The organism is Neorhizobium galegae (assembly GCF_017877135.1).
GTDB classification, from domain to species: domain Bacteria; phylum Pseudomonadota; class Alphaproteobacteria; order Rhizobiales; family Rhizobiaceae; genus Neorhizobium; species Neorhizobium galegae_A.
Genome location: NZ_JAGIPH010000001.1, coordinates 816,881 through 836,508, shown reverse-complemented (window position 1 = coordinate 836,508; position 19,628 = coordinate 816,881). Strand labels below are relative to the sequence as shown.

17 protein-coding genes are annotated in these 19,628 nt (G+C 62.0%); 14 read left to right on the top strand and 3 right to left on the bottom strand.

The annotated features are described in order from the left end of the window. Positions 1 to 83 precede the first annotated feature (83 nt). Complete coding sequence (locus tag J2858_RS04165; RefSeq protein WP_210103452.1) at positions 84 to 959, bottom strand: LysR family transcriptional regulator; 876 nt, start codon at positions 957 to 959, stop codon at positions 84 to 86. A gap of 107 nt (positions 960 to 1,066) precedes the next feature. On the opposite strand from J2858_RS04165, the gene J2858_RS04160 reads away from it, so the two are divergent. From J2858_RS04160 to J2858_RS04145, 4 genes are all read left to right on the top strand, one after another. Continuing rightward, positions 1,067 to 1,687: a glutathione S-transferase family protein gene (locus J2858_RS04160; RefSeq protein WP_210103451.1), complete on the top strand. Its 621-nt coding sequence runs from the start codon at positions 1,067 to 1,069 to the stop codon at positions 1,685 to 1,687. A 44-nt stretch (positions 1,688 to 1,731) separates the two neighbouring features. After that, positions 1,732 to 2,502, top strand: a complete 771-nt coding sequence (locus J2858_RS04155) for an enoyl-CoA hydratase/isomerase family protein (RefSeq protein ID WP_210103450.1) — start codon at positions 1,732 to 1,734, stop codon at positions 2,500 to 2,502. A 74-nt stretch (positions 2,503 to 2,576) separates the two neighbouring features. Next, complete coding sequence (locus J2858_RS04150; RefSeq protein WP_210103449.1) at positions 2,577 to 3,254, top strand: peroxiredoxin-like family protein; 678 nt, start codon at positions 2,577 to 2,579, stop codon at positions 3,252 to 3,254. A gap of 70 nt (positions 3,255 to 3,324) precedes the next feature. Then, positions 3,325 to 4,038: an SDR family oxidoreductase gene (locus J2858_RS04145; RefSeq protein ID WP_210103448.1), complete on the top strand. Its 714-nt coding sequence runs from the start codon at positions 3,325 to 3,327 to the stop codon at positions 4,036 to 4,038. A gap of 491 nt (positions 4,039 to 4,529) precedes the next feature. Here the strand turns inward: J2858_RS04145 and J2858_RS04140 are convergent, their stop codons facing one another. Both J2858_RS04140 and J2858_RS04135 read right to left on the bottom strand, forming a co-directional pair. After that, positions 4,530 to 6,674: a sensor histidine kinase gene (locus J2858_RS04140; RefSeq protein WP_210103447.1), complete on the bottom strand. Its 2,145-nt coding sequence runs from the start codon at positions 6,672 to 6,674 to the stop codon at positions 4,530 to 4,532. Next, entirely contained in the window at positions 6,671 to 7,411 is a 741-nt protein-coding gene (locus J2858_RS04135; RefSeq protein WP_210103446.1) for a response regulator transcription factor, read from the bottom strand. The genes J2858_RS04140 and J2858_RS04135 overlap by 4 nt, the downstream gene beginning before the upstream one ends. A 214-nt stretch (positions 7,412 to 7,625) precedes the next feature. On the opposite strand from J2858_RS04135, the gene J2858_RS04130 reads away from it, so the two are divergent. The 10 genes from J2858_RS04130 to J2858_RS04085 all read left to right on the top strand — a co-directional run bounded on the left by J2858_RS04130 (position 7,626) and on the right by J2858_RS04085 (position 19,448). After that, positions 7,626 to 8,648, top strand: coding sequence for an ABC transporter substrate-binding protein (locus J2858_RS04130; RefSeq protein ID WP_432443246.1), 1,023 nt, complete (start codon positions 7,626 to 7,628; stop codon positions 8,646 to 8,648). Positions 8,649 to 8,755: 107 nt separating this feature from the next. Further along, positions 8,756 to 9,781 carry an ABC transporter substrate-binding protein gene (locus J2858_RS04125; RefSeq protein ID WP_210103445.1) on the top strand — a complete coding sequence of 342 codons (1,026 nt, stop codon included), beginning with the start codon at positions 8,756 to 8,758 and terminating at the stop codon, positions 9,779 to 9,781. A gap of 77 nt (positions 9,782 to 9,858) precedes the next feature. Continuing rightward, the gene (locus J2858_RS04120) at positions 9,859 to 12,090 is read left to right on the top strand and encodes an ABC transporter permease (RefSeq protein ID WP_210103444.1); all 2,232 of its coding nucleotides are present in this window, start codon (positions 9,859 to 9,861) and stop codon (positions 12,088 to 12,090) included. Beyond that, positions 12,087 to 13,145 (top strand): ABC transporter ATP-binding protein, encoded by a 1,059-nt coding sequence (locus tag J2858_RS04115; protein ID WP_210103443.1) that lies wholly within the window; start codon positions 12,087 to 12,089, stop codon positions 13,143 to 13,145. Before J2858_RS04120 ends, J2858_RS04115 begins: the two co-directional genes overlap by 4 nt. Before the next feature lie 30 nt (positions 13,146 to 13,175). Further along, positions 13,176 to 13,979, top strand: coding sequence for an inositol monophosphatase family protein (locus tag J2858_RS04110; protein ID WP_210103442.1), 804 nt, complete (start codon positions 13,176 to 13,178; stop codon positions 13,977 to 13,979). Between the two features lie 339 nt (positions 13,980 to 14,318). Continuing rightward, positions 14,319 to 15,059, top strand: coding sequence for a hypothetical protein (locus J2858_RS04105; protein WP_245365537.1), 741 nt, complete (start codon positions 14,319 to 14,321; stop codon positions 15,057 to 15,059). A gap of 206 nt (positions 15,060 to 15,265) precedes the next feature. Continuing rightward, a complete protein-coding gene (locus J2858_RS04100; protein WP_210103441.1) occupies positions 15,266 to 15,820 on the top strand; it encodes a hypothetical protein in 555 nt (184 codons plus the stop codon). After that, positions 15,813 to 17,708, top strand: coding sequence for an ATP-binding protein (locus J2858_RS04095; protein WP_210103440.1), 1,896 nt, complete (start codon positions 15,813 to 15,815; stop codon positions 17,706 to 17,708). The genes J2858_RS04100 and J2858_RS04095 overlap by 8 nt, the downstream gene beginning before the upstream one ends. Then, positions 17,705 to 18,478 (top strand): ATP-dependent Zn protease, encoded by a 774-nt coding sequence (locus J2858_RS04090; protein ID WP_210103439.1) that lies wholly within the window; start codon positions 17,705 to 17,707, stop codon positions 18,476 to 18,478. Before J2858_RS04095 ends, J2858_RS04090 begins: the two co-directional genes overlap by 4 nt. Before the next feature lie 31 nt (positions 18,479 to 18,509). Further along, positions 18,510 to 19,448, top strand: a complete 939-nt coding sequence (locus J2858_RS04085; protein ID WP_210103438.1) for a DUF429 domain-containing protein — start codon at positions 18,510 to 18,512, stop codon at positions 19,446 to 19,448. Positions 19,449 to 19,628 lie beyond the last annotated feature (180 nt).

The window sequence follows — 19,628 nt, the reverse complement described above, 5'->3', positions numbered from 1 at the left end:
AAATATTCCTGAAAAATGGGAGGTTGGGACGGCGCTGCTGTTCCAAAGGACGCTATCCGTGCCGGCAAAGGCAGCTTGAGGCGTCAGCCGACGATCGTCTCCACGAAATCGGCGAAGGCCCTTGCCTTGGCGCTGGCCAGCCGCCCTGTTGGAAAGACCGCCCACAGGTCGATGTCCGGAAGCGCCCAATCCTCCAGCACGCGCAGAACTTCGCCGCTCTGCAGTTCCGGCCAGAACATCCAGTCCGATGTTACGGCCAGCCCCATATCGGCTTTGACGGCAGCGCGGATGCCTTCGGCTGCGGTAAAGCGCACCCGTCCGGAGACCACGACCGATACCTCGGTGCCATGCCGGCGGAAAGTCCAGCTGTTGCCGAGTTGTGTGTAGACGACGGCCTGATGCGTGGCGATGTCCGCAGGTACCTGCGGCATGCCATGCGTCTCAAGATAGGCGGGTGTTGCGACCACGGAACGGCGACCTGTCGCGATCCTGCGCGCCACCACGGCGCTGTCGGCGAGTTCGCCCATGCGCAGTGCGATGTCGATACCTTCCGACACAAGGTCGATCACGCGATCGTCGAGAACGACATCGATTTCAAGGCCGAGATGAGCGGCCAGGAATTCCGGCAGGCGCGGGATGACCATCAGCCTCGCAAACGTCGTTGCCGCACTCACGCGGAGGCGGCCGGACAAGCCCGCGCCCGCGCCCTTCGCCTCAAGCTCGGCCTCGTCTGCCTCCTGGATCGCAGTTTTCGCCCGCTCATAGAAACGGACGCCAGCGTCAGTGGGTGTCAGGCCGTGTGTGGATCGCAGGAGCAGCCGGACCTGAAGCCGCTCTTCCAGCTGCGCTATCGTTTTCGAGATCGCCGGCTGGCCGACGCCGATCTGCCGCGCCGCCTGGGAAAACGACCCGGTTTCCACCACCCGCACGAAGGCGGTCATGGCCTGAAGTCTGTCCATCGCCTATTCTCCTTAGGAATAAGCATTATCGCCTCAAGCTGCCTGCCGCAAGTTTTCAGGAATGGTCATAACAGTCGTCACCGGAACACGATCCGATGGAGATAATGATGATCGAAGTCCACGCCTTCGCCACACCGAACAGCGTCAAGGTGCTGATCGCCCTTGAAGAACTGCGGCTGCCCTACGAATTGAAGCCGGTAAACGTGCGAAGGGGCGAGCAGAAGGCCGAGGCTTTCCTGGCACTCAATTCGAACGGCAAGGTGCCGGTGCTCGTCGATGATGGTTTCGTCCTGACCGAGAGTGCCGCCATTCTCGTCCATCTTGCCGAAAAGACCGGTAAGCTCCTGCCGCAGCACGGTGTCGGCCGCGCCCGCGTCTTCGAACAGCTCTTCTTCCATGCCTCGGGGTTGAGCCCGGCCTTCGGAAATGCCGGCTTCTTCAAGCGCGCCTCGCCCGAGCCGCAGCCGATCGCAGAGGCGCGGTTCACGACCGAAGGCGATCGGCTCCTTGGCCTGCTCGACAGGAAGCTCGCCTCGCAGTCCTTTGTCACCGGCGAGGAATTCACCATCGCCGACATCGCCCATTTCGGGTGGATGTGGCGCATCGCTTTTCCGGGCCTGAGCCTTGATGGCCGCCCCAACCTTTCCCGCTGGTTTGACACCGTGGCTGCACGCCCGGCCGTAGAGCTGGCCATCGCTCGCGTCGAAGCAATCGTCCCCGCCGCCTGATCCTCCCAAAGAGCAATTCCACTGAGACACGCAGGAGAACCACCATGTCCAAGTTCGTAACCTACAAAAATTCCTTCCCGAACGCCCGCCTGACCCGCACGCCGAGCGGCGTCCTCGAAGTCGCGCTGCATACAGACGGCGGCAAGCTCGTCTTCAACGGACACACCCATGAGCAGTTCGTCGAACTCTTCCATCAGATTGGCGAGGACACCGACAACCGCGTGGTCATCCTCACTGGTTCGGGCGACGCCTTCATGGACGCGATCAGCCCCGATGGCTTCGATTTCTTCTCGCCCCGCGGCTACGACAAGATCTTTCGCGAAGGCCGCAAGGTCCTGATGAACATCCTCGACATCGAGGTGCCGATGATCACCGCGCTCAACGGGCCGGTCCTGCTTCACTCGGAATATGCGCTGCTTACCGACATCATCCTCGCGACACCGGAAACGGTTTTTCAGGACAAGCCGCATTTCGATTTCGGCATCGTGCCCGGCGATGGCGTCAACCTTCTCTGGCCGGAAGTGATCGGCAGCATCCGCGGCCGCTACTTCATCCTGACCCGCCAGGTGCTCGATGCGGCAACCGCCAGGGACTGGGGCGTGGTCAATGAAATCGTGCCGGCCGACAGACTTCTCGCCCGTGCCCATGAGATAGCCGAGGGCATTGCGGCCCTGCCGCCGCTGACGTCACGCTACACTCGCATCGCGCTCACCCAGAAGCTGCGCCGGATCATCGACCAGGACGGCGGCTACGGCCTGGCGCTCGAAGGCATCAGTGCTGCGGACGTCGCTCGTTCGATGGCCGTCAACGGCTGATCAATCCAATCGATTGCGGACTTCGGCATGCCGAGGTCCGGCCACCAAGGATCCAGAACCTCAGGAGAATGACCATGACACTGCAGTCCAAGCTCGATGCCTTCAAGGCTGATTTCGAGGCAGGCAAGCCGCCCTATAACGTCCCCTCTTCGGTGATCGAGACGATGCACCGCGCGACCGCAGAGCTGATCGCTTCGGGTGCTGCCCAGATGGCGCTGAAGGCCGGCGACAGCTTGCCGGAATTCACCCTCTCCGATCCCGACGGCAATCCGGTTTCGTCGGCGGATCTTCTCGCCCATGGCCCGCTCGTCATCAGCTTCTATCGTGGCGTCTGGTGCCCCTATTGCAACATGGAACTCAAGGCCCTGCAGGAAATCCTGCCGCAGTTTGAGGCGCTCGGCGCAAGGCTCGTCGCCATCTCGCCGCAGAACCCGGTCAACAGCCGCAAGTCGGTGCGCCAGAACAACCTGACTTTCCCGATCCTGTCTGACACGCATAACGATGTCGCGGCCGCCTTCGGTTTGCGGTTCGAGATGCAGGATTACCTGATCGAGCTCTACAAGTCGCTGAAGAACGACCTTCCCGCCTTCAACGGCGATCCGAGTTGGACGCTGCCGATGCCGGCCCGTTATGTCGTCGGGCAGGATGGCATAATCCTCTATGCCGAGGTGAACCCGGACTATACCCGACGCCCCGAACCGGAAGACATGCTGCCCGCGCTTCGGAAAGCGGCAACCCGCACCGCCGCCTGATCCCATCCCCATCGAACCCAATCGAGACAAGGCCCTGCTTCGCGCCGAAGCGGGGCCGAAAGGATATGCGATGAAGAAGACATTTCTGATTACGGGTGCCAGCAAGGGCATCGGGTTGGCGCTTGCGAACCGGCTTTTAGCCGGGGGAGATACGGTAATCGGCATTGCCCGTCATGACGTCAAAGACTTTCCCGGCATCCTGCATCGGCTGGATCTCGGCAACCGCGATGCGCTGGACAGGTTTGCCGATATCGTCCGCGACAGCGACGTCGACGGCATCGTCAACAATGTCGGCCTCGTGCGTGCCGCGCCGCTGGGCAGCATTGCCGTCGATACGCTCGACGAGGTGTTGCGGCTCAACCTGCATCCGGCGCTCGTCGCGGCGCAGGCGGCTCTTGTTGGAATGACGGTGCGCGGATGGGGCAGGATCGTCAATATTTCCAGCCTGACGGTGCTCGGGAGTGTCGAGCGCACGAGCTATGCGGCGGCCAAGGCCGGGCTTGAAAGCTTTACGCGCAACTGGGCGCTTGAACTGGCGGCAAGCGGCATCACGGTCAATGCGGTTGCGCCCGGCCCCACGGAGACAGAGCTGTTCCGGGCCAACAATGCACCCGGCAGTGAAGGTGAGGCCCGCTATCTCGCCGGCATCCCCATGCGCCGTTTCGGCCGGCCGGAGGAGATCGCTGCCGCGATCGCCTTCCTACTCTCCGATGATGCCGCCTTCATGACCGGACAGGTGCTTCACGTCGATGGCGGCGCTTCGATTGGCAAGGCATCGATTTGAGGTCCGCAGGCGGCCCAAAATCCACCGCCGAAAGCGAACTACAGCAACATATGCTTCAATGTCAGTGTTATCTTTTCTACCAACGCAATATCCGACAGTCAGATTCCGGGCCCGTTGCGGTCGTTGCTTGCGGGTCCCCAGCCATTTTCGCGAGACCTTTTAAGCACGGCGGATGGCCTGGAAGAACAGCAGCCACGATTGCTCAAGTTGTTGAGAAGGCGCCGCTTTTTCCTGTGAGAAATAGGCGCTGATTTTCTGCGGAAACCGACTTAAATTGGTCCGCCTGGAGAACCTGGATTCTCACATTATTTCAATGACTTATCGGAAAAGTCTTGAAATCCCCTCTGTTTTCCCATCGCGAGCGACCGTGGATGTCACCTTTGTGCCCTGGCTTTGGGCATCAGTCAACCGGGCCCGTTGAGCGGTAATTATTTCCGATTTTTGGTTATCCAGGTTTCTCTCGTGCTCAAACATGATGAGGGCCACAGCCTTCAAAGGGGGGCTTGGACCCGTTCGTGTCCTGCCTGACATGGCGTGGACTTCGACGGAAGGAAACAAAGCTCCACCCGTGTACCTTCCCCTAAGCGAGAGGTGATTCTCACTTCACCACCAGACTGGCGGACGAACCCATAGACCATAGCGAGCCCGAGGCCAGACCCTCCGGTTCTTGACCTCGTGGTGAAGTAAGGTTCCATCGCTTGGTCGAGGACTTCGGGCGACATGCCAACACCTTCGTCGATGACTGCGATGATGACGGCTTCAATGGTTCCAGATGCTTCCACTCTGACCGTTCCGCCATCCGGCATGGCAGCCGATGCGTTCAGGCAAAGGTTGAGTATCGATTGCTCAAGCAGCGCAGGATCGAGGCAGACTGTTGGTAGACTGGCTGCAAGGTCCAGCTCCAGTCGATTGCGGGTGCCTATCGCCATCTCCAAGACATCGGCCATCCCTTGAAGGATCGTTGCAATCTCGATCGAGGCCGGACGGATCTGCTGCTGACTGCCGATGGACAACATGCTGGAGGCGAGGGCTCGCCCGCGCTCGGCGGCTTTGCGGATGCGCCCCAGGTGCCGCTTCTGCCGTTCCGTAAAATCGGGTTCCCGTTCGAGCAGGCCAAGGCTGCCGGTAATAATGCCGATCATGTTGCCGACCTCATGGCTGACCTGGTGCGTCATCCGCATTACCACGTCCAGGCGTTGGGCACGGGCCGCTTCCATCTCCTGGCGGTCCATGGCCGTCACGTCGCGGGCGAGCAGAACAACCCCTCCGTCCGGCTGCCTTGACGCGGAAATCTCCACCACCTGGTCATCGACAAAACGGTGCCGAAGAACCTGACGCTCAACAAGTGTGCCACGCTCATTTTCGGCAGGCAGCAGCACAGGATCAATCTCCGGTACGGTTGCAACGAACCGGCGCAGTGACATTTTCCGCGAGGATCCTGTTTGCCGCATCAGTTCGATAATGCGCCGGTTCATGGTGATCGGTCGACCGCCAGGATCGAAGAGGGCGATGCCTTCGTTCATCGTCCGGAACGTCGATCGGATAGTGCGTGCAGCCGCTTCGGCCGTACGTCTGAGGCGCGACACGCGGTCGACGCTCTCCTTGAAGGCGCGGAAGGCGTCGAGCAGGCGGATCAGTTCCGTTTCCGTCCCCGCATAAACGGGTGGTCCGACATTTTCCTCTCCGCGTGCCAGCGCATTCATGCCGCGCGAGAGATCGCCGATCCCATGGGACACGCGCATGACCGAGCGGATGGAGACAATGGCCAGGATCACGACTGCAAAGGATGCGATCACCGTCATGCCAAGCAACTGACGCAACGCGCTTGAAGTGGCTTCGAGGTTCTGGTTCAGCGCATTGGCAACGAATGTGCTCTGGGTTTCGGTTGCATGTGAGAGGTCGCGCGACACGGTATGCAGACGTGAGACGGATGCGCGGATGGTGAACATCTCGAGGAGGTAGCGTGTCTGCGCCTCGAAGATCCTTCGATACGGTTCGAGCTGTTCAGGCGAGATCTGCAAGTCGGTTCCCGCGGCCAGTATGGGGACCGTCGTCTCGGCCACGAAGCGTCGTTGAAGTTCGCCAAGCTGAAAGAGGCTATCCGATGTCGATGCGGATTGTGCGATGCCGTTCAGACGCTGACGCAGATCCCGATCCTGGATGGCCCGAGCCGTTGCGATCTCTCCGAGCGCCACCGCCGCTTCAGCCCTATATTCTTGCGCGGCATCGGCATTGGTCGCAAGTGCCAGTGTCTGCGTTTCGATATCTTCGAGGAGTTCGATGATCCGGCGCGCACCGCCGCCCTGGCTGGTCACACCCGGTTGCTCCGGCGCCATTGTCTTGAGGAGCGTCTCAACCTGCGCCACCACCGCGCGACTCTCGCTTGAGACACGATAGGGAGACGTGGCATTCATCAGGAATGGCGCACTCGATACCAGATCGGACACTTGCCTCGACACCAGCGAGGCCTTGGCGAGGCTCGAAAAGGCCTGCACGCTGTAGGCCGACATTTCACTGCGTGCCCTCTGCAGGCCATAGATGGCAACGGTCGACAGGAGGAGAACCGAGACGCAGATGAAGGCGATTGCAAATGGCAACCGGAAGGCGATCGAGGAGACGAAGGCGCGGTTGATCAAGGCAACAATCCAGCATCGCCGGTGTGCAGGACATAACCCTTGCCGCGCCGGGTCTGGATATGGCGTGGAAGGTCGGGATTCCGTTCGATCTTGCGCCTCAGACGCAGCACCAGAACATCGACGTTACGATCGACGAAACGATCAGAGTCGGCGCCCATGCGATCGAGAATCTGTGCACGGCTGACGGGCGTATTCGGCATCTCGGCGAGGATCTCGAGCAGGGCGAACTCTGCTGACGTCAACGTCTTGGTGGGATCGGCCAGGCAAACGGCACGGCGCTGAGCAAGATCGACGGCCCAATCGCCGAGCCTGAGCGTCGCGGCGGCATGGTCGCGGTCGCCCTCTCTATCGTAGCGCAATTGTGGATGCGTGCGACGGAGAACTGCCTTGATCCGTGCTGTAAGCTCGTTCGGTTCGAACGGCTTCACGACATAATCGTCCGCCGCCGTCTCGAGGCCCAGAACCCGATCCGTCGCGCTCCCCGCTGCCGTGACCATGACGATGCCGACGTCGGTCTGCGCCCTCAAACGCTGCGCGAAGGCACGGCCCGAGAGACCTGGCAGATTATGGTCAACGAGAACCAGTTGAACCGCCTCATGCTGCAATCGCTCCTGCGCAGCCTCGGCGGAGGGTGCCGTCAATGGTATCCAGCCTTCAGCCTCCACAAGATCACAAATAAGCTCCGCCATATCCGGATCGTCCTCGACGATCAGAATTTTTACCTTCTGGTTCAACACGTTGCAGTCCTCCCACCGTCATCATAACCGCACGGTGGAAAAACGCCAAAGACTTGCTGGTTATCGGCGAGTGTCACAATTGTAATATTTGCAATCTCTGCAATGCGTGACGCTCCCGGCTTGAAAGATCAGTAACCATTCTGCGGGTTGCCAGCCGGGACTGATATGATCATGCTTCATTCATTGGAACGGGGAGGTTCCAAGGGAGGAAGACGTGAGATTATTGACCGCCATCGGTGCCGGCGTCCTTTTGACACTCGCCACGGCTACGGGTTCCCGGTCTGCCGGCACGCTGAACATCCTCTGCGGTGTCGATGAGGCGTGGTGCGCCGTCATGGAAAAGACCTATGAGGCGAAGACTGGCCTTCATGTCACCATGGCGCGGATGAGCACCGGCGAGATCCTTGATCGTGTCCGGGCCGAGAAGGATGCACCGACCGTCGATGTCTGGTGGGGCGGCACGGGGGTCACACATCTGCAGGCCGCCTATGAAGGCCTCCTTGAACGCCATCGGCCTCGACAGGAAGCAGATCTTCTGCCCTGGGCACGGAACTTCTACTCTTTGTCGGGCGGCACATCCGTCGGCCTGTATGCTGGTGCGCTCGGCTTTGCCTACAATGCGGATCTTCTCTCGGCTGAAGGATTGCCGGCGCCAAACTGCTGGAAGGATCTCGCCAAGCCGATCTATCGCGGCCATATCCTGTCCGGCAATCCGCACTCGTCGGGCACGGCCTTTACAACCCTCGTCACGCTGGTGCAGCTCCTCGGAGAGGACGAGGCTTTCGCCTATATGCGCGAGCTTGGCCGCAATATCGCCGAATACACCAAGGCCGGTTCAGAGCCAGTCAAGGCGGCGGGCAGGGGAAAGATCGCGATCGGCATCGCCTTCATGCACGATGCAGTCACCCAGAAGGAGGCAGGCGCTCCCCTTGTGATCGTCGCGCCCTGCGAAGGCACCGGCTACGAAATCGGAGCGGTCAGCATCGTCAAGGGCAGCCGAAATCTGGAAGAGGCACGCCGTTTCGTCGATTTTGCGCTGAGCCCCGAAGGACAGGCAACCGGTGCTGCCGCTGGACAGAACCAGGTGCCATCCAATGCTAGGGCAAAGCTTCCGCCTGCCGCTCCGGACATTTCGATGATCAAGATGGTGGACTATGATTTCGCCACCTTCGGTTCGCCCGAACAGCGAGATCGGCTCTTGGGCCGCTTCGATCGCGAGATCAATCCAACCAACTGATTTCCTACGACCGGACCATCCCGGACACGGTGCTTTCTCGGCGCCGCCGCCGAAGGCTTGTCCCTTTTCTGCGACTTCCATCAGACACAAGCAACAGGAGGATACCCATGCGACTGAAACTTCTTTCAACTCTTCTCTTTGCCGGCGCGAGCCTGGCTGCCGGTTCGGCCATGGCTGCCGGCGAGCTCAACCTCATTTGTGCCGCCGATGTCGTCATCTGCGAACAGATGAAGGGCGATTTCGAAAAGGCTCATGACATCAAGGTCAACATGGTCCGCATGTCCTCGGGCGAGGCCTACGCCAAGATCCGCGCCGAAGCGCGCAATCCGAAGACCGACCTCTGGTGGGCGGGTACCGGCGATCCCCACCTCCAGGCCGCGTCCGAAGGGCTGAGCGCGGAATACAAGTCGCCGATGCTGGACCAGTTGCAGGATTGGGCCAGGAAGCAGGCCGAAAGCTCGGGCTTCAGGACCGTCGGCGTCTATGCCGGTGCGCTCGGCTGGGGCTACAACACCGAGATCTTCAAGCGGAAGGGGTACAAGGAGCCCACCTGCTGGGCGGATCTTCTGGCACCCGAACTGAAGGGCGAGATCCAGATCGCCAACCCGAACTCGTCGGGGACCGCCTATACGGCGCTTGCCTCGCTCGTGCAGATCATGGGGGAAGACAAGGCCTTCGAATATTTGAAGTCGCTGAATGCCAATATCTCGCAATACACAAAGTCAGGCTCCGCGCCGGTGAAGGCGGCCGCCCGCGGCGAGACTGGTCTCGGCATCGTCTTCATGCATGACGCCGTCGCCCAGACCGCCGAAGGCTTCCCCGTCAAGACCATCGCACCCTGCGAAGGCACGGGCTACGAAATCGGCTCCATGTCGATCGTCAAGGGTGCCCGCAACATGGCAAACGCCAAGACCTGGTACGACTGGTCTCTGGAGCCTGACGTTCAGTCGCGCATGAAGGATGCCAAGTCTTTCCAGCTCCCGTCGAACAAGAGCGCGGAGATCCCCAAGGAAGCGCCGCGCTTCGAAGACATCAAGCTGATCGATTACGACTTCAAGACCTACGGGGATTCCGACAGGCGCAAGGCGCTGCTTGAGCGCTGGGATCGCGAAATCGGCGCCGTCGCCAACTGATGCGACCTCGTTCCGGCCGGCAGTCTGACAATTGCCGGCCACCTCCTATTCTTGCATCCCTTCAAATGAGGTCGACCATGAGACATGGTAACCGCAGACTGGACCTGTTGCTGGCCCTTGGCGCCGCGTCCTTCCTTCTGCTTCCCTGGTACAGGCAGGAGACCGGCTTTTTCGGCCTGAACTGGCTCCGTGACTTCCCGTTTTCGGCGCAAGCCGCGCCAGGCATTTTGCAGCTTGTCAGTTACGGCCGCCTCTGGCTTCTTGGTGTCGTCCTCTTCTTCGGGCTCGGGCTCGCGGCCCGTTTCATCGCCGATCCAATGCGGCGAGGCGCATTCTTCGCGGCTGCCGGTGCCGCAGGGCTCGTCTATCTCTGCCTGCAGGGGTTGGCGGTGGGCTTCTCCGGCTGGACCTGGGCGATCAGCGAAGCCCTTTTCGGACCCCTGTCTGACGGGCAAGCCTCCATGGGAGCCGGCGCCGTCTCCATGGCAATTGTCTTCGTTCTCATGTTCGCCTTCGGACTGGTCCAACGCGGCGTGATGAAGGGGGATGCCTTCGTCGTCGGATCGATCTCGCTGCTTGTCTTCCTCGTCTTCGTCTTTGTCTTTTATCCTATCGGCAGCATGCTGGTGGCTGCCGTTCAGGATTTCGATGGCTCCTTCAAGCCGGACGGGTTTATCAAAAATCTGCAGGATCCCGGCATCTGGAGCCTGAGTTGCGCGATCGGCGACGGACGTTGCGGCGTCGCCTGGCGGACCTTCACGCTTGCCATCATGACGGCGTCCGCCTCCACCCTGCTGGGGCTTGCCTTCGCGCTCGTCGCCACCCGCACCCGCTTCCCCTTCAAGAAGGGTCTGCGACTGCTCACCGTACTGCCGATCATCACGCCGCCCTTCGTCATCGGTCTCGCGCTCGTGCTGCTCTTTGGTCGTGCCGGCGTGGTCACCCAGACGCTGTCCAGCCTCTTCGGCATCGAACCCGGTCGTTGGCTTTATGGATTGACCGGCATCTGGATTGCTCAGGTCCTGTCCTTCACCCCGATCTCCTTCCTTGTGCTGATCGGTGTCGTCGAGGGTGTCAGCCCGTCGATGGAAGAGGCGTCGCAGACGCTGCGCGCCAACCGCTGGCGCACCTTCTGGCGCGTATCGCTGCCACTCATGAAACCGGGCCTCGCCAATGCCTTCCTGATCGGCTTCATCGAAAGCATGGCTGATTTCGGCAATCCGCTCGTGCTCGGCGGCAGCAATGGCGTGCTCTCGACAGAAATCTTCTTTGCCGTGGTCGGCTCTCAAAACGATCCCTCACGGGCTGCCGTCCTGGCCCTTGTCCTGCTCTTTTTCACGCTCTCGGCCTTCCTTGCCCAGCGCCTCTGGCTGTCAGGCAAGAACTTCGCAACCGTCACGGGCAAGGGTGACAGTGGGGCGCATATCGCGCTGCCACGCGGGCTGTCGATCGGCGTCCATGCCATTGTCATCCCCTGGATGATCTTCACCGTCGTCGTCTATGGCATGATCCTCGTTGGCGGCTTCGTCACCACCTGGGGCCTCGATAGCACGCTGACGATCAGCCACTACGCCCGCGCCTTCTCCGTGAACATCGAGAACGGCTCGATCGCCTGGACGGGCGTTGCCTGGAATTCCTTCTGGACAACTATGGAGATTGCGCTCATCTCCGCGCCGCTGACCGCAGCTGTTGGTCTGCTGACTGCCTACATCATCGTCCGGCAGAAATTCGCCGGCCGGAACCTCTTCGAATTCGCCCTGATGATGAGCTTCGCCATCCCCGGCACGGTCATCGGCGTCAGCTACATCCTGGCCTTCAACCTGCCGCCGCTCGAAATGACCGGCTCGGCGCTGATCCTGATCGCCTGCTTCGTCTTCCGCAACATGCCGGTCGGCGTGCGCGGCGGGATTGCGGCGATGAGCCAGCTCGACAAGAGCCTGGACGAGGCTTCGCTGACGCTTCGGGCGAACAGCTTCCGCACGGTGCGAAAGATCATCCTGCCGCTGCTCCGCCCGGCAATTACGGCAGCGCTCGTATACTCCTTCGTCCGCGCCATCACCTCGATCAGCGCCGTGATTTTCCTCGTCAGCGCCGAACACAACATGGCGACCTCTTATATCGTCGGCCTTGTCGAAAACGGCGAATACGGTGTGGCAATCGCTTACTCCTCAATGCTGATCGTCGTGATGATTGCCATTATTGCCGGCTTCCAACTCCTCGTCGGCGAACGCAGGCTCCGCCGTGAAAATCGTGTCGCCGGCCTCGCCAACAAAAGTCTCGTTCCTCTTGGTCAGGAGAAAACCGCATGATCACCGTCAAAGCCGGATCCGTCACCTTCCAGAACGTCCGCAAGACCTTTGGTGCCTTCACTGCCATCCACGATCTATCGCTCACCATCGAACCGGGCACGCTGGTAACACTGCTCGGCCCCTCCGGCTGCGGCAAGACCACGACGCTGCGCATGCTGGCGGGCCTGGAGCATCCGACCTCCGGGAAGATCCTGATCGGCGGCAAGGATGTCACCATGCTGCCGGCCAATGAGCGCGACGTCTCCATGGTCTTCCAGTCCTATGCGCTCTTTCCGCATATGACATCGCTGGAAAACGTCGCCTATGGCCTCCAATCGTCGGGCATAGGCAAGAAGGAAGCGCGCGAGAAGGCCGAAGAAGGCCTGAAGCTCGTCGGCCTCGCCGGCATGGGCCATCGCCTGCCGGCCGAACTTTCGGGCGGCCAGCAGCAGCGTGTCGCCGTCGCCCGTGCGCTCGTTCTGGAACCGCAGGTGTTGCTGCTCGACGAGCCGCTCTCCAACCTCGATGCAAGGCTTCGCCGCCGGGTCCGCACGGAAATCCGCGACCTCCAGCAGCGGCTTGGTTTCACCGCCGTCTATGTCACCCATGATCAGGACGAGGCGCTGGCGGTCTCCGACCGGATCATCGTGATGAAAGACGGCGAGATCGCCCAGTCCGGCGCACCGCGGGAACTCTACGAAGCCCCTGCCTCGCCCTTCATCGCCGACTTTATGGGTGAGGCGAATGTGCTCCCCTGTGAAATCCTCCACTCCAATGGCACGGAGGTGCTCGTACGGGTCAGCAATATCGAGCATCGCCTGCAGTCCAGAGCCGGCCGGGGCCCAGCCAAACTCGCGGTCCGACCCGGTTCCATCCGCATAGGTTCTGCTAGCGCTGAAGGGTTGAAGGGGCGCGTCCTTCATTCCGCCTATCTCGGCGGCCATGTCGAATATGAAGTCGAGACCGATGTCGGGACGCTCTTCGTCATCGACCACGATGCCGATCATGCCCATGCCGCCGCAAGCGACGTTACATTGGCGTTCAAGAACCGTGGCATTGCCGTCATCAGCGGCTGATGAGTTTTCCAGAGATCAAGGAATAAAAGAATGACAGTGAATGATGCGGCGCTCGCAGCGCGTTTTGCCCTGGCCAAAGCGCTGGCAGCCGAAGCGGGGGCTATGGCGCTCGACTACTTCAATCGGCGCGATACGCTGGTGATCGAAACGAAGCGCGACCTCCAGGACGTGGTGTCGGTCGCCGACCGCAATGTTGAAACCTTCCTCAAGGACCGCGTAGCCGAAATCTATGCGAGTGACGGCTTCTTGGGAGAGGAGTTCGGCCATGACGAGGGTAGCTCCGGCTTTACCTGGGTCGTGGATCCGATCGATGGCACGGCTCCTTTTGTTAACGGCATGCCGACCTGGTGTGTAGCAGTTGCAATCGTGCGGGATGGTGAGCCGGTCGTGGGCGTGATCCATGTACCCTGCTCAGATGAGCTGTACGCCTCGGCCCTCGGTTTTGGTGCGACGCTGAACGACAAGCCCCTGCGCCTCGATCCTACCCGCAATCTGCAGAATGCGATGACGGGGATAGGCTGCAACAACTACGTCACCCCCGAACGCGTCGGTGCGATCATCGCCGGCCTTATGGCGCAGGGCGGAAATTTCATACGCAACGGGTCAGGTGCACTGATGCTCGCCTATGTCGCAGCGGGTCGCCTCGTCGGCTATTATGAACCTCACATGCGGGCCTGGGATTGCATGGCCGGTTTCTGCCTCGTCCGCGAAGCCGGCGGCAAGACCCTTCAGTTCCCCGGAAGTGGTCCCGAGTTCCTGAATGGGCATCCGGTTCTTGCCGCAAACCAGTCCTGCTACGATGAGCTACTTCAGCTTCACCTGAACAATCTTTAACGCGAACAATGTCACGATGACGATTTCCGGCCAACTATGCCGACAATTGACCGTTGCGTTGTAAATTGGGGGCCAAAGCCATCCGAAATGATGGCGGGCTCTTCTGCATAAACGCGGACGTTGTAGCACAAGTCGAAGTCGTCGTGTTAGCCGGTTGGAGCGGCAATTATTTCCGCTTCGAACCTCCAGTTGCGGTGCCGGAGCTAGGGAGAATCCGGCATTTGCGTTTCCAATTTTTCGGTCATGGAGGTCATCTCGCCCCGCTGGCAAAGGCAGACGCGCCGGCGGAGACACAGCATCGACTTCGGGCAGCAATGGGATAGATAGGCCGTCAAGCCTATGGTCCTGACGCAGTCGCTGAAGCTGCCGCTGGTCAAGGCTGCCATGGAAGCCGTCGCCGGGAACGACTGGGGCTGCCTCGAAGGTGTAAAGCTCGATTGCGAAGCACCGGCAAAGGGGAGCTACACGCCGGACCTGATCGTGGTGAACAGGGCCCGGCACACCGCCTACATCCTCGACCTCAAGCGCTCGCTTGCGTCTTATGGCGACACGAGCCGGCTCGAGGAACTGAAGGTGAAGATGATGGCCGCGGCCATGGTTCTGCCGGACTGGCTCTACAAGACGCAGAAGCGGCTGATGGTCGATGCGGTGGAAGTGGCGATCGTCGATGGCGCCAGCCGTCCGAGCGATCATGCCAGCGGGGTCTGGGCGCTCTCGGAAATCGACGACCTCCTGGAGATCGATGGCGTGGCGGCCTGCATGGCGGAACTGCGCCGTCGCTTCGGTCAGCGGGTCCAGCAGCTTCTCGAAGCGGAGGCGCTGAAGGCGCTTGGCCTCGACAGGCTGGCGATGGCAGGCATGGTAGACATGACGTCTGACGTGACGGCGCCCATCCGTTCGCGGATCAATCTCAACGGTCCGAGCCGGACCTTCGAGGAAGACCGGGCTGCCCGCGCCTGGGATGATGATGCCGATCACGACGCGGCGGGTTCCGACGAAGCGTCTAACGCGACGTGCGGCGACGACGAGCCTGCGCCCGTCTTCGTGCGCGTCGGCTTTGCCCGACGTCGGCCGCATTGATCGAGCCACGAGCTTCAGCCCACTGCCTTTGATGCGTGCTGCCTAGCCGCCTGAACCCGGGCCTGACGTTTGCCGCCCTGCGCCTTACGTCAGCCGCCGGACGTCGGGCGCGATTGCCGCACAGCATCCGGTTCCCAGGCTGCGGCTTCTCCTTCCCCCCATTCTCATGCGCGCTGGACCGATGACGGTTCGGCCAAGGAGTCCCCATGTCTTCCGACATCACCCCGGATGCGCCGCTGCACATCCGTTGCGAAGCGATCGCGTCGTCCTCGATCGCACAGACTGAACCCTGCCATCGTTCGCATGGCACCATCCTGCATCATCCCGGATCCGGCCGCGCCGATCCGCTCGCTGACGATCCGGCAATCCTGATCGGACTTGCGATTGCGCATGTCCGGCAGGGGAAGGGTCTGACCGGCACGGTTCCGGACGTCGTCACGTCCCGGCTGCAAGCGCATGCCGATCATGGCAATCCAGCCTGCCGCCTGTTGCTCGACTGGCTCGGTCGTCGCAATAGCGATCTGCTGGAGACGTCGTCATCCTCTCCGCCATCGGCGCCGTCGCTCGCGTCTCGTTCCAGTCTCGCGCGTCCGGTGGCTCTGACGTCCGGTAGCACGCCGATCGGCAAGCGTCACCTGGTCCGCTCACGTCCGCGAACAAAGCCTGGCCGCATGCCGAACCCGGTGAGATCGATGCCGGAGCAAGCCGATCGGAACCTGGCAATGATTGCCAGAACCATGGAGGGCTGGGTCGATGAATAAGCTCGCCCGCCTTCTGCTCCGCCGCCTCGATCATGTCGCGCGTCGGCAGGCACAGCGCTATTCGCATGCCAACGGACTGCTGACCATGAAGATTGTCGACGTCGATGGTCATCTCATCCGCCGCTACGCACCAGCCTTTGATCTCGGCAAGCTGAGTGGCAATCCGGATCGCGACCGCGCATGGATGCGGCGCACCTTCGCAGCCTATCTGCTGCCACCATCCAAGCCGTCGGACTTCGCGGCGGCCGACGACAAGCCGCTTGCCGCGATGCCGCCGCCACGGGATCGGCAACGGACGTCGGCTGATCTTGAAACGTCAGTGGACAGTGCCGCCGGTCATGCCAACCATCATGATCTGCGCGCCTACGCTGTCGGTCTTGTCGGTCGGGCGGGCAGGCCCGCTCTGGTCAGCAACATCGTCGCCGCCCTGGTGCTGGCCCGCGCGATCGAGAGCACGGGCGTTCCATTCGACAGGATCGTCCGGGCCATCGCCATGGCGGCGCCCGTGGTCTCGCTGCATGCACCCGTGTCCGGTTTCGAACGCGCCATGCGGCGGCTGATCGAACTGCCGGGGTTCCTGCCCGGCGCCACCCCGAGCGGCATCGACGGCGACTATGTCTATGACGACGACAGCTTCGTGGTCGCAGATGGCACAGGACGCGCCTATATCCAGTTCATCGGCGCGTCCGTCCATCGTCTGACGGGGGCGTCGCTGCAGCGAAGGCTCGTGAATGCCCTGACACGGGATTACCCCGTGGTCGCCATCTCTGAGACGGCCGGGCATATCCCCTCCGAGATCAGCCTTGCCGCTGACGTCTCCCTTGTCGGCGGCTGGCTGGACTATGCCTTCATCAGCATGATGCTGGAAGCCATCCATGGCGACGCCGGCCTTGGTGCGCTGACCCGTTGGAGCAATGCCTATGACGCGCATTACCTGACGCTCGACGATGTCGTCCTGGCCTTCCGTCCCGGCCGCAGTGCACCTGATATAATCGACGTCCTGGCTTCGCTGACCGAACGCAACCACATTGCTGCACACGATGGTGAGGACGGAGACGAAGCCGAGAGCCGAGGGACCAGCAAGCCGGTCAAGCCGAAGCCGGAAGGGCGGACGTCCGGGACATCGGCGGCAAAGGACAGCAGTGGCGGGAGGCGTGACAAGCCCTCCGGCGCCGAGGTCATCCAGCCGGAGGCAGTCGACCGCACCGACACCAGAGGCCGCCCAATCCTTACGGTCGAGACGCTCTCCGGCTATGGGAAAGCCAAGACCTGGGCGCTCGACCTGAAGGCTGATCTCGCCGACCACCGGGCAGGCACACTGGCCTGGTCGCAGATGAGCAGCAAGCTCCTGCTCTCCGGCCAGCCGGGGACCGGCAAGACGACCTTTGCCCGGGCGCTCTGCAACAGCCTGCAGGTCCCGCTGGTCGTCACCTCCGTTTCCACCTGGTTACAGGGTGGGCATCTGAGCGACGTCATCGCCCGGATGGCGCGGACCTTTGCCGAGGCGCTGGCGCTTGCGCCCGCCATCCTGTTCATCGACGAGATCGACGGCATCGGCAAACGGCAGCCCGCCGAGCGGGAATACGCGGACTACTGGAATGCCGTCGTCAACAAGGCGCTCGAGCTCCTGGACGGCGCCGTGCGATCGGAAGGTCTGGTGATCGTCGGCGCCACCAACAGGCCCGACGATATCGACGGGGCCCTCAAGCGCTCCGGGCGGCTCGAAACCCATATCGACATCCCGAAGCCGGATGTCGCCGCACTCGCGGAGATTTTTGCGCATCATCTCGGTGATGACATTGCCGTGCTGCTGGCGGGTGCGAGTGCGGAGGGGCAGGCTGATGCGTACATCGAAGGAAACGACACCGAGAAGGGAGCAAGGACATGATGACACCTACTGACACCAAGATCGAGACGCCAGTTCCAGAGGCGGCCCACGCGCTCCTGAGGCGACTGGCGACCTGCGCGATGGGCCTGACCGGAGCCGACGTCGAACGCATCGTCCGTCAGGCGCGGCTGAAAGCGCGGCGAGAGAAGCGCTCGATCCGCTACGAGGATCTCGAAGCGGGCATCCGCATGGATCGGCCTGACTTGCCCCATGACCTGCGCTGGCACTTCGCCGTCCACGAAGCGGGCCATGCGGTCGTCCACCACGCTCTCCGCCTCGGTCCCATCCATGGTCTCACCATCGACACGCTAGGTGGCGGTGGCCACAGCCTGCTCGGCTTCACCGCATCCGGGAGCGATACGCTCGGTTACCGCGAGGACGTACTGGCCATGCTGATGGCAGGACGGGCTGCCGAGCAGATTGTCGTCGGCTCCGTCTCGGCAGGCTCTGGCGGGACGGATGACAGCGATCTCGCCCGCGCCACCCGTCTGGCGCTTGCCATGGAGCGCACCCTCGGCTTTGGCGGCGTGCATCCGCTGCTCTACCGTGACGACAAGGACCCCACCGCCGTTCTCGACGCCCATCCCGGACTAGAGACACGCGTTCATGGTCTGCTGGAAAGGGCGCAGGCGCGGGCGGTCGACATCCTCCAGGACCATTGCGGCACCCTCGACAGGCTCACGCAGGCGCTGTTCGATGCGCAGGCTCTGGACGAAGATGCCGTGAAGCAGCTCCTCAAACGGCGTGATCTCACGGCGGGAAGCGGTTAGGTTCCTGCCATAACCGGGAGGAGCCTGACGCATGACTGTCGCCGTCGTCGCGCATTGCGACTGGAGCATGGACCGAAAGAAGCGCTGGATGACCGTCGCCATTCGCGACGGTACCCGCTGGCAGATCGCAGCACCTGAGCTGGTGGGCGACACCGCCACGCTGATCGAACGACTGCGGGCAAGGTCCAACAGAGACGGCGCCCTGCTGCTCGGCTTCGACTTCCCCATCGGCCTGCCCGAGGCCTATGCCCGTGCGGCCGGCATCGGGTCGTTCCGCGAGGCGCTGTCCCTATTCGGATCGGGCGTCTGGTCGGACTGGTACAGCGTGGCGGATCATCGAAACCGGATCTCGCTCCATCGTCCCTTCTATCCGGCAAGGCCGGGCGGCACACAGCGGGCGCATCTCTTCGAGGCGCTCGACGTCGGCGATCCCAGATCACTGCTGCGACAGTGTGAGCGGGCCACGACCGATCGGCAGGCGGCCTGCATGCTATTCTGGACGCTCGGCGGAAACCAGGTCGGCAAGGGTGCCATCACCGGGTGGCGGGAGATCATCGTGCCGAACCTCGACGTCATCGGCCTGTGGCCCTTCGACGGCCGCCTTGCCGATCTCGTCGCGCGAACCCCTTGCGTCATCACGGAAACCTATCCCGGCGACGTCTACCGCCAGCTCGGCATGCCCCGGGGCGGCTGGAGCAAGCGGCGGCAAGCCGATCGCCAGAGCAAGGGTCTGGCCTTGCGATCCTGGCTTGCCAACCGCGAGACCATCGACGCCACCAGTCTGCTGCCGATCATCGACGACGGCTTCGGTGCTGACACGGCCGGCGAGGATCGCTTCGATGCCGCCGTCGGCCTTCTCGGCATGCTCGACGTCGTCGACGGCAGGCGCGAGGAAGGCACGCCCGCCTCCGACGCCGTCCAGCGCTGGGAGGGCTGGATCCTGGGGCACCAGAGGGACAACTTACCCTGATCTGTCACGCCGTTGGAGAGGTTGCCTGCAACGCATCTCACGTCTTGTCGACCTGAGACAAATTGCGCTCATGTGATTCCGACGTCCAGATTTTTGATTCAGAACGCGAAGTCCGTGATTCCGCAACGGCGTTTGCCCCGGCGCAACGCGTCTCGACGCGAGATGACGTGCGGCAACGTG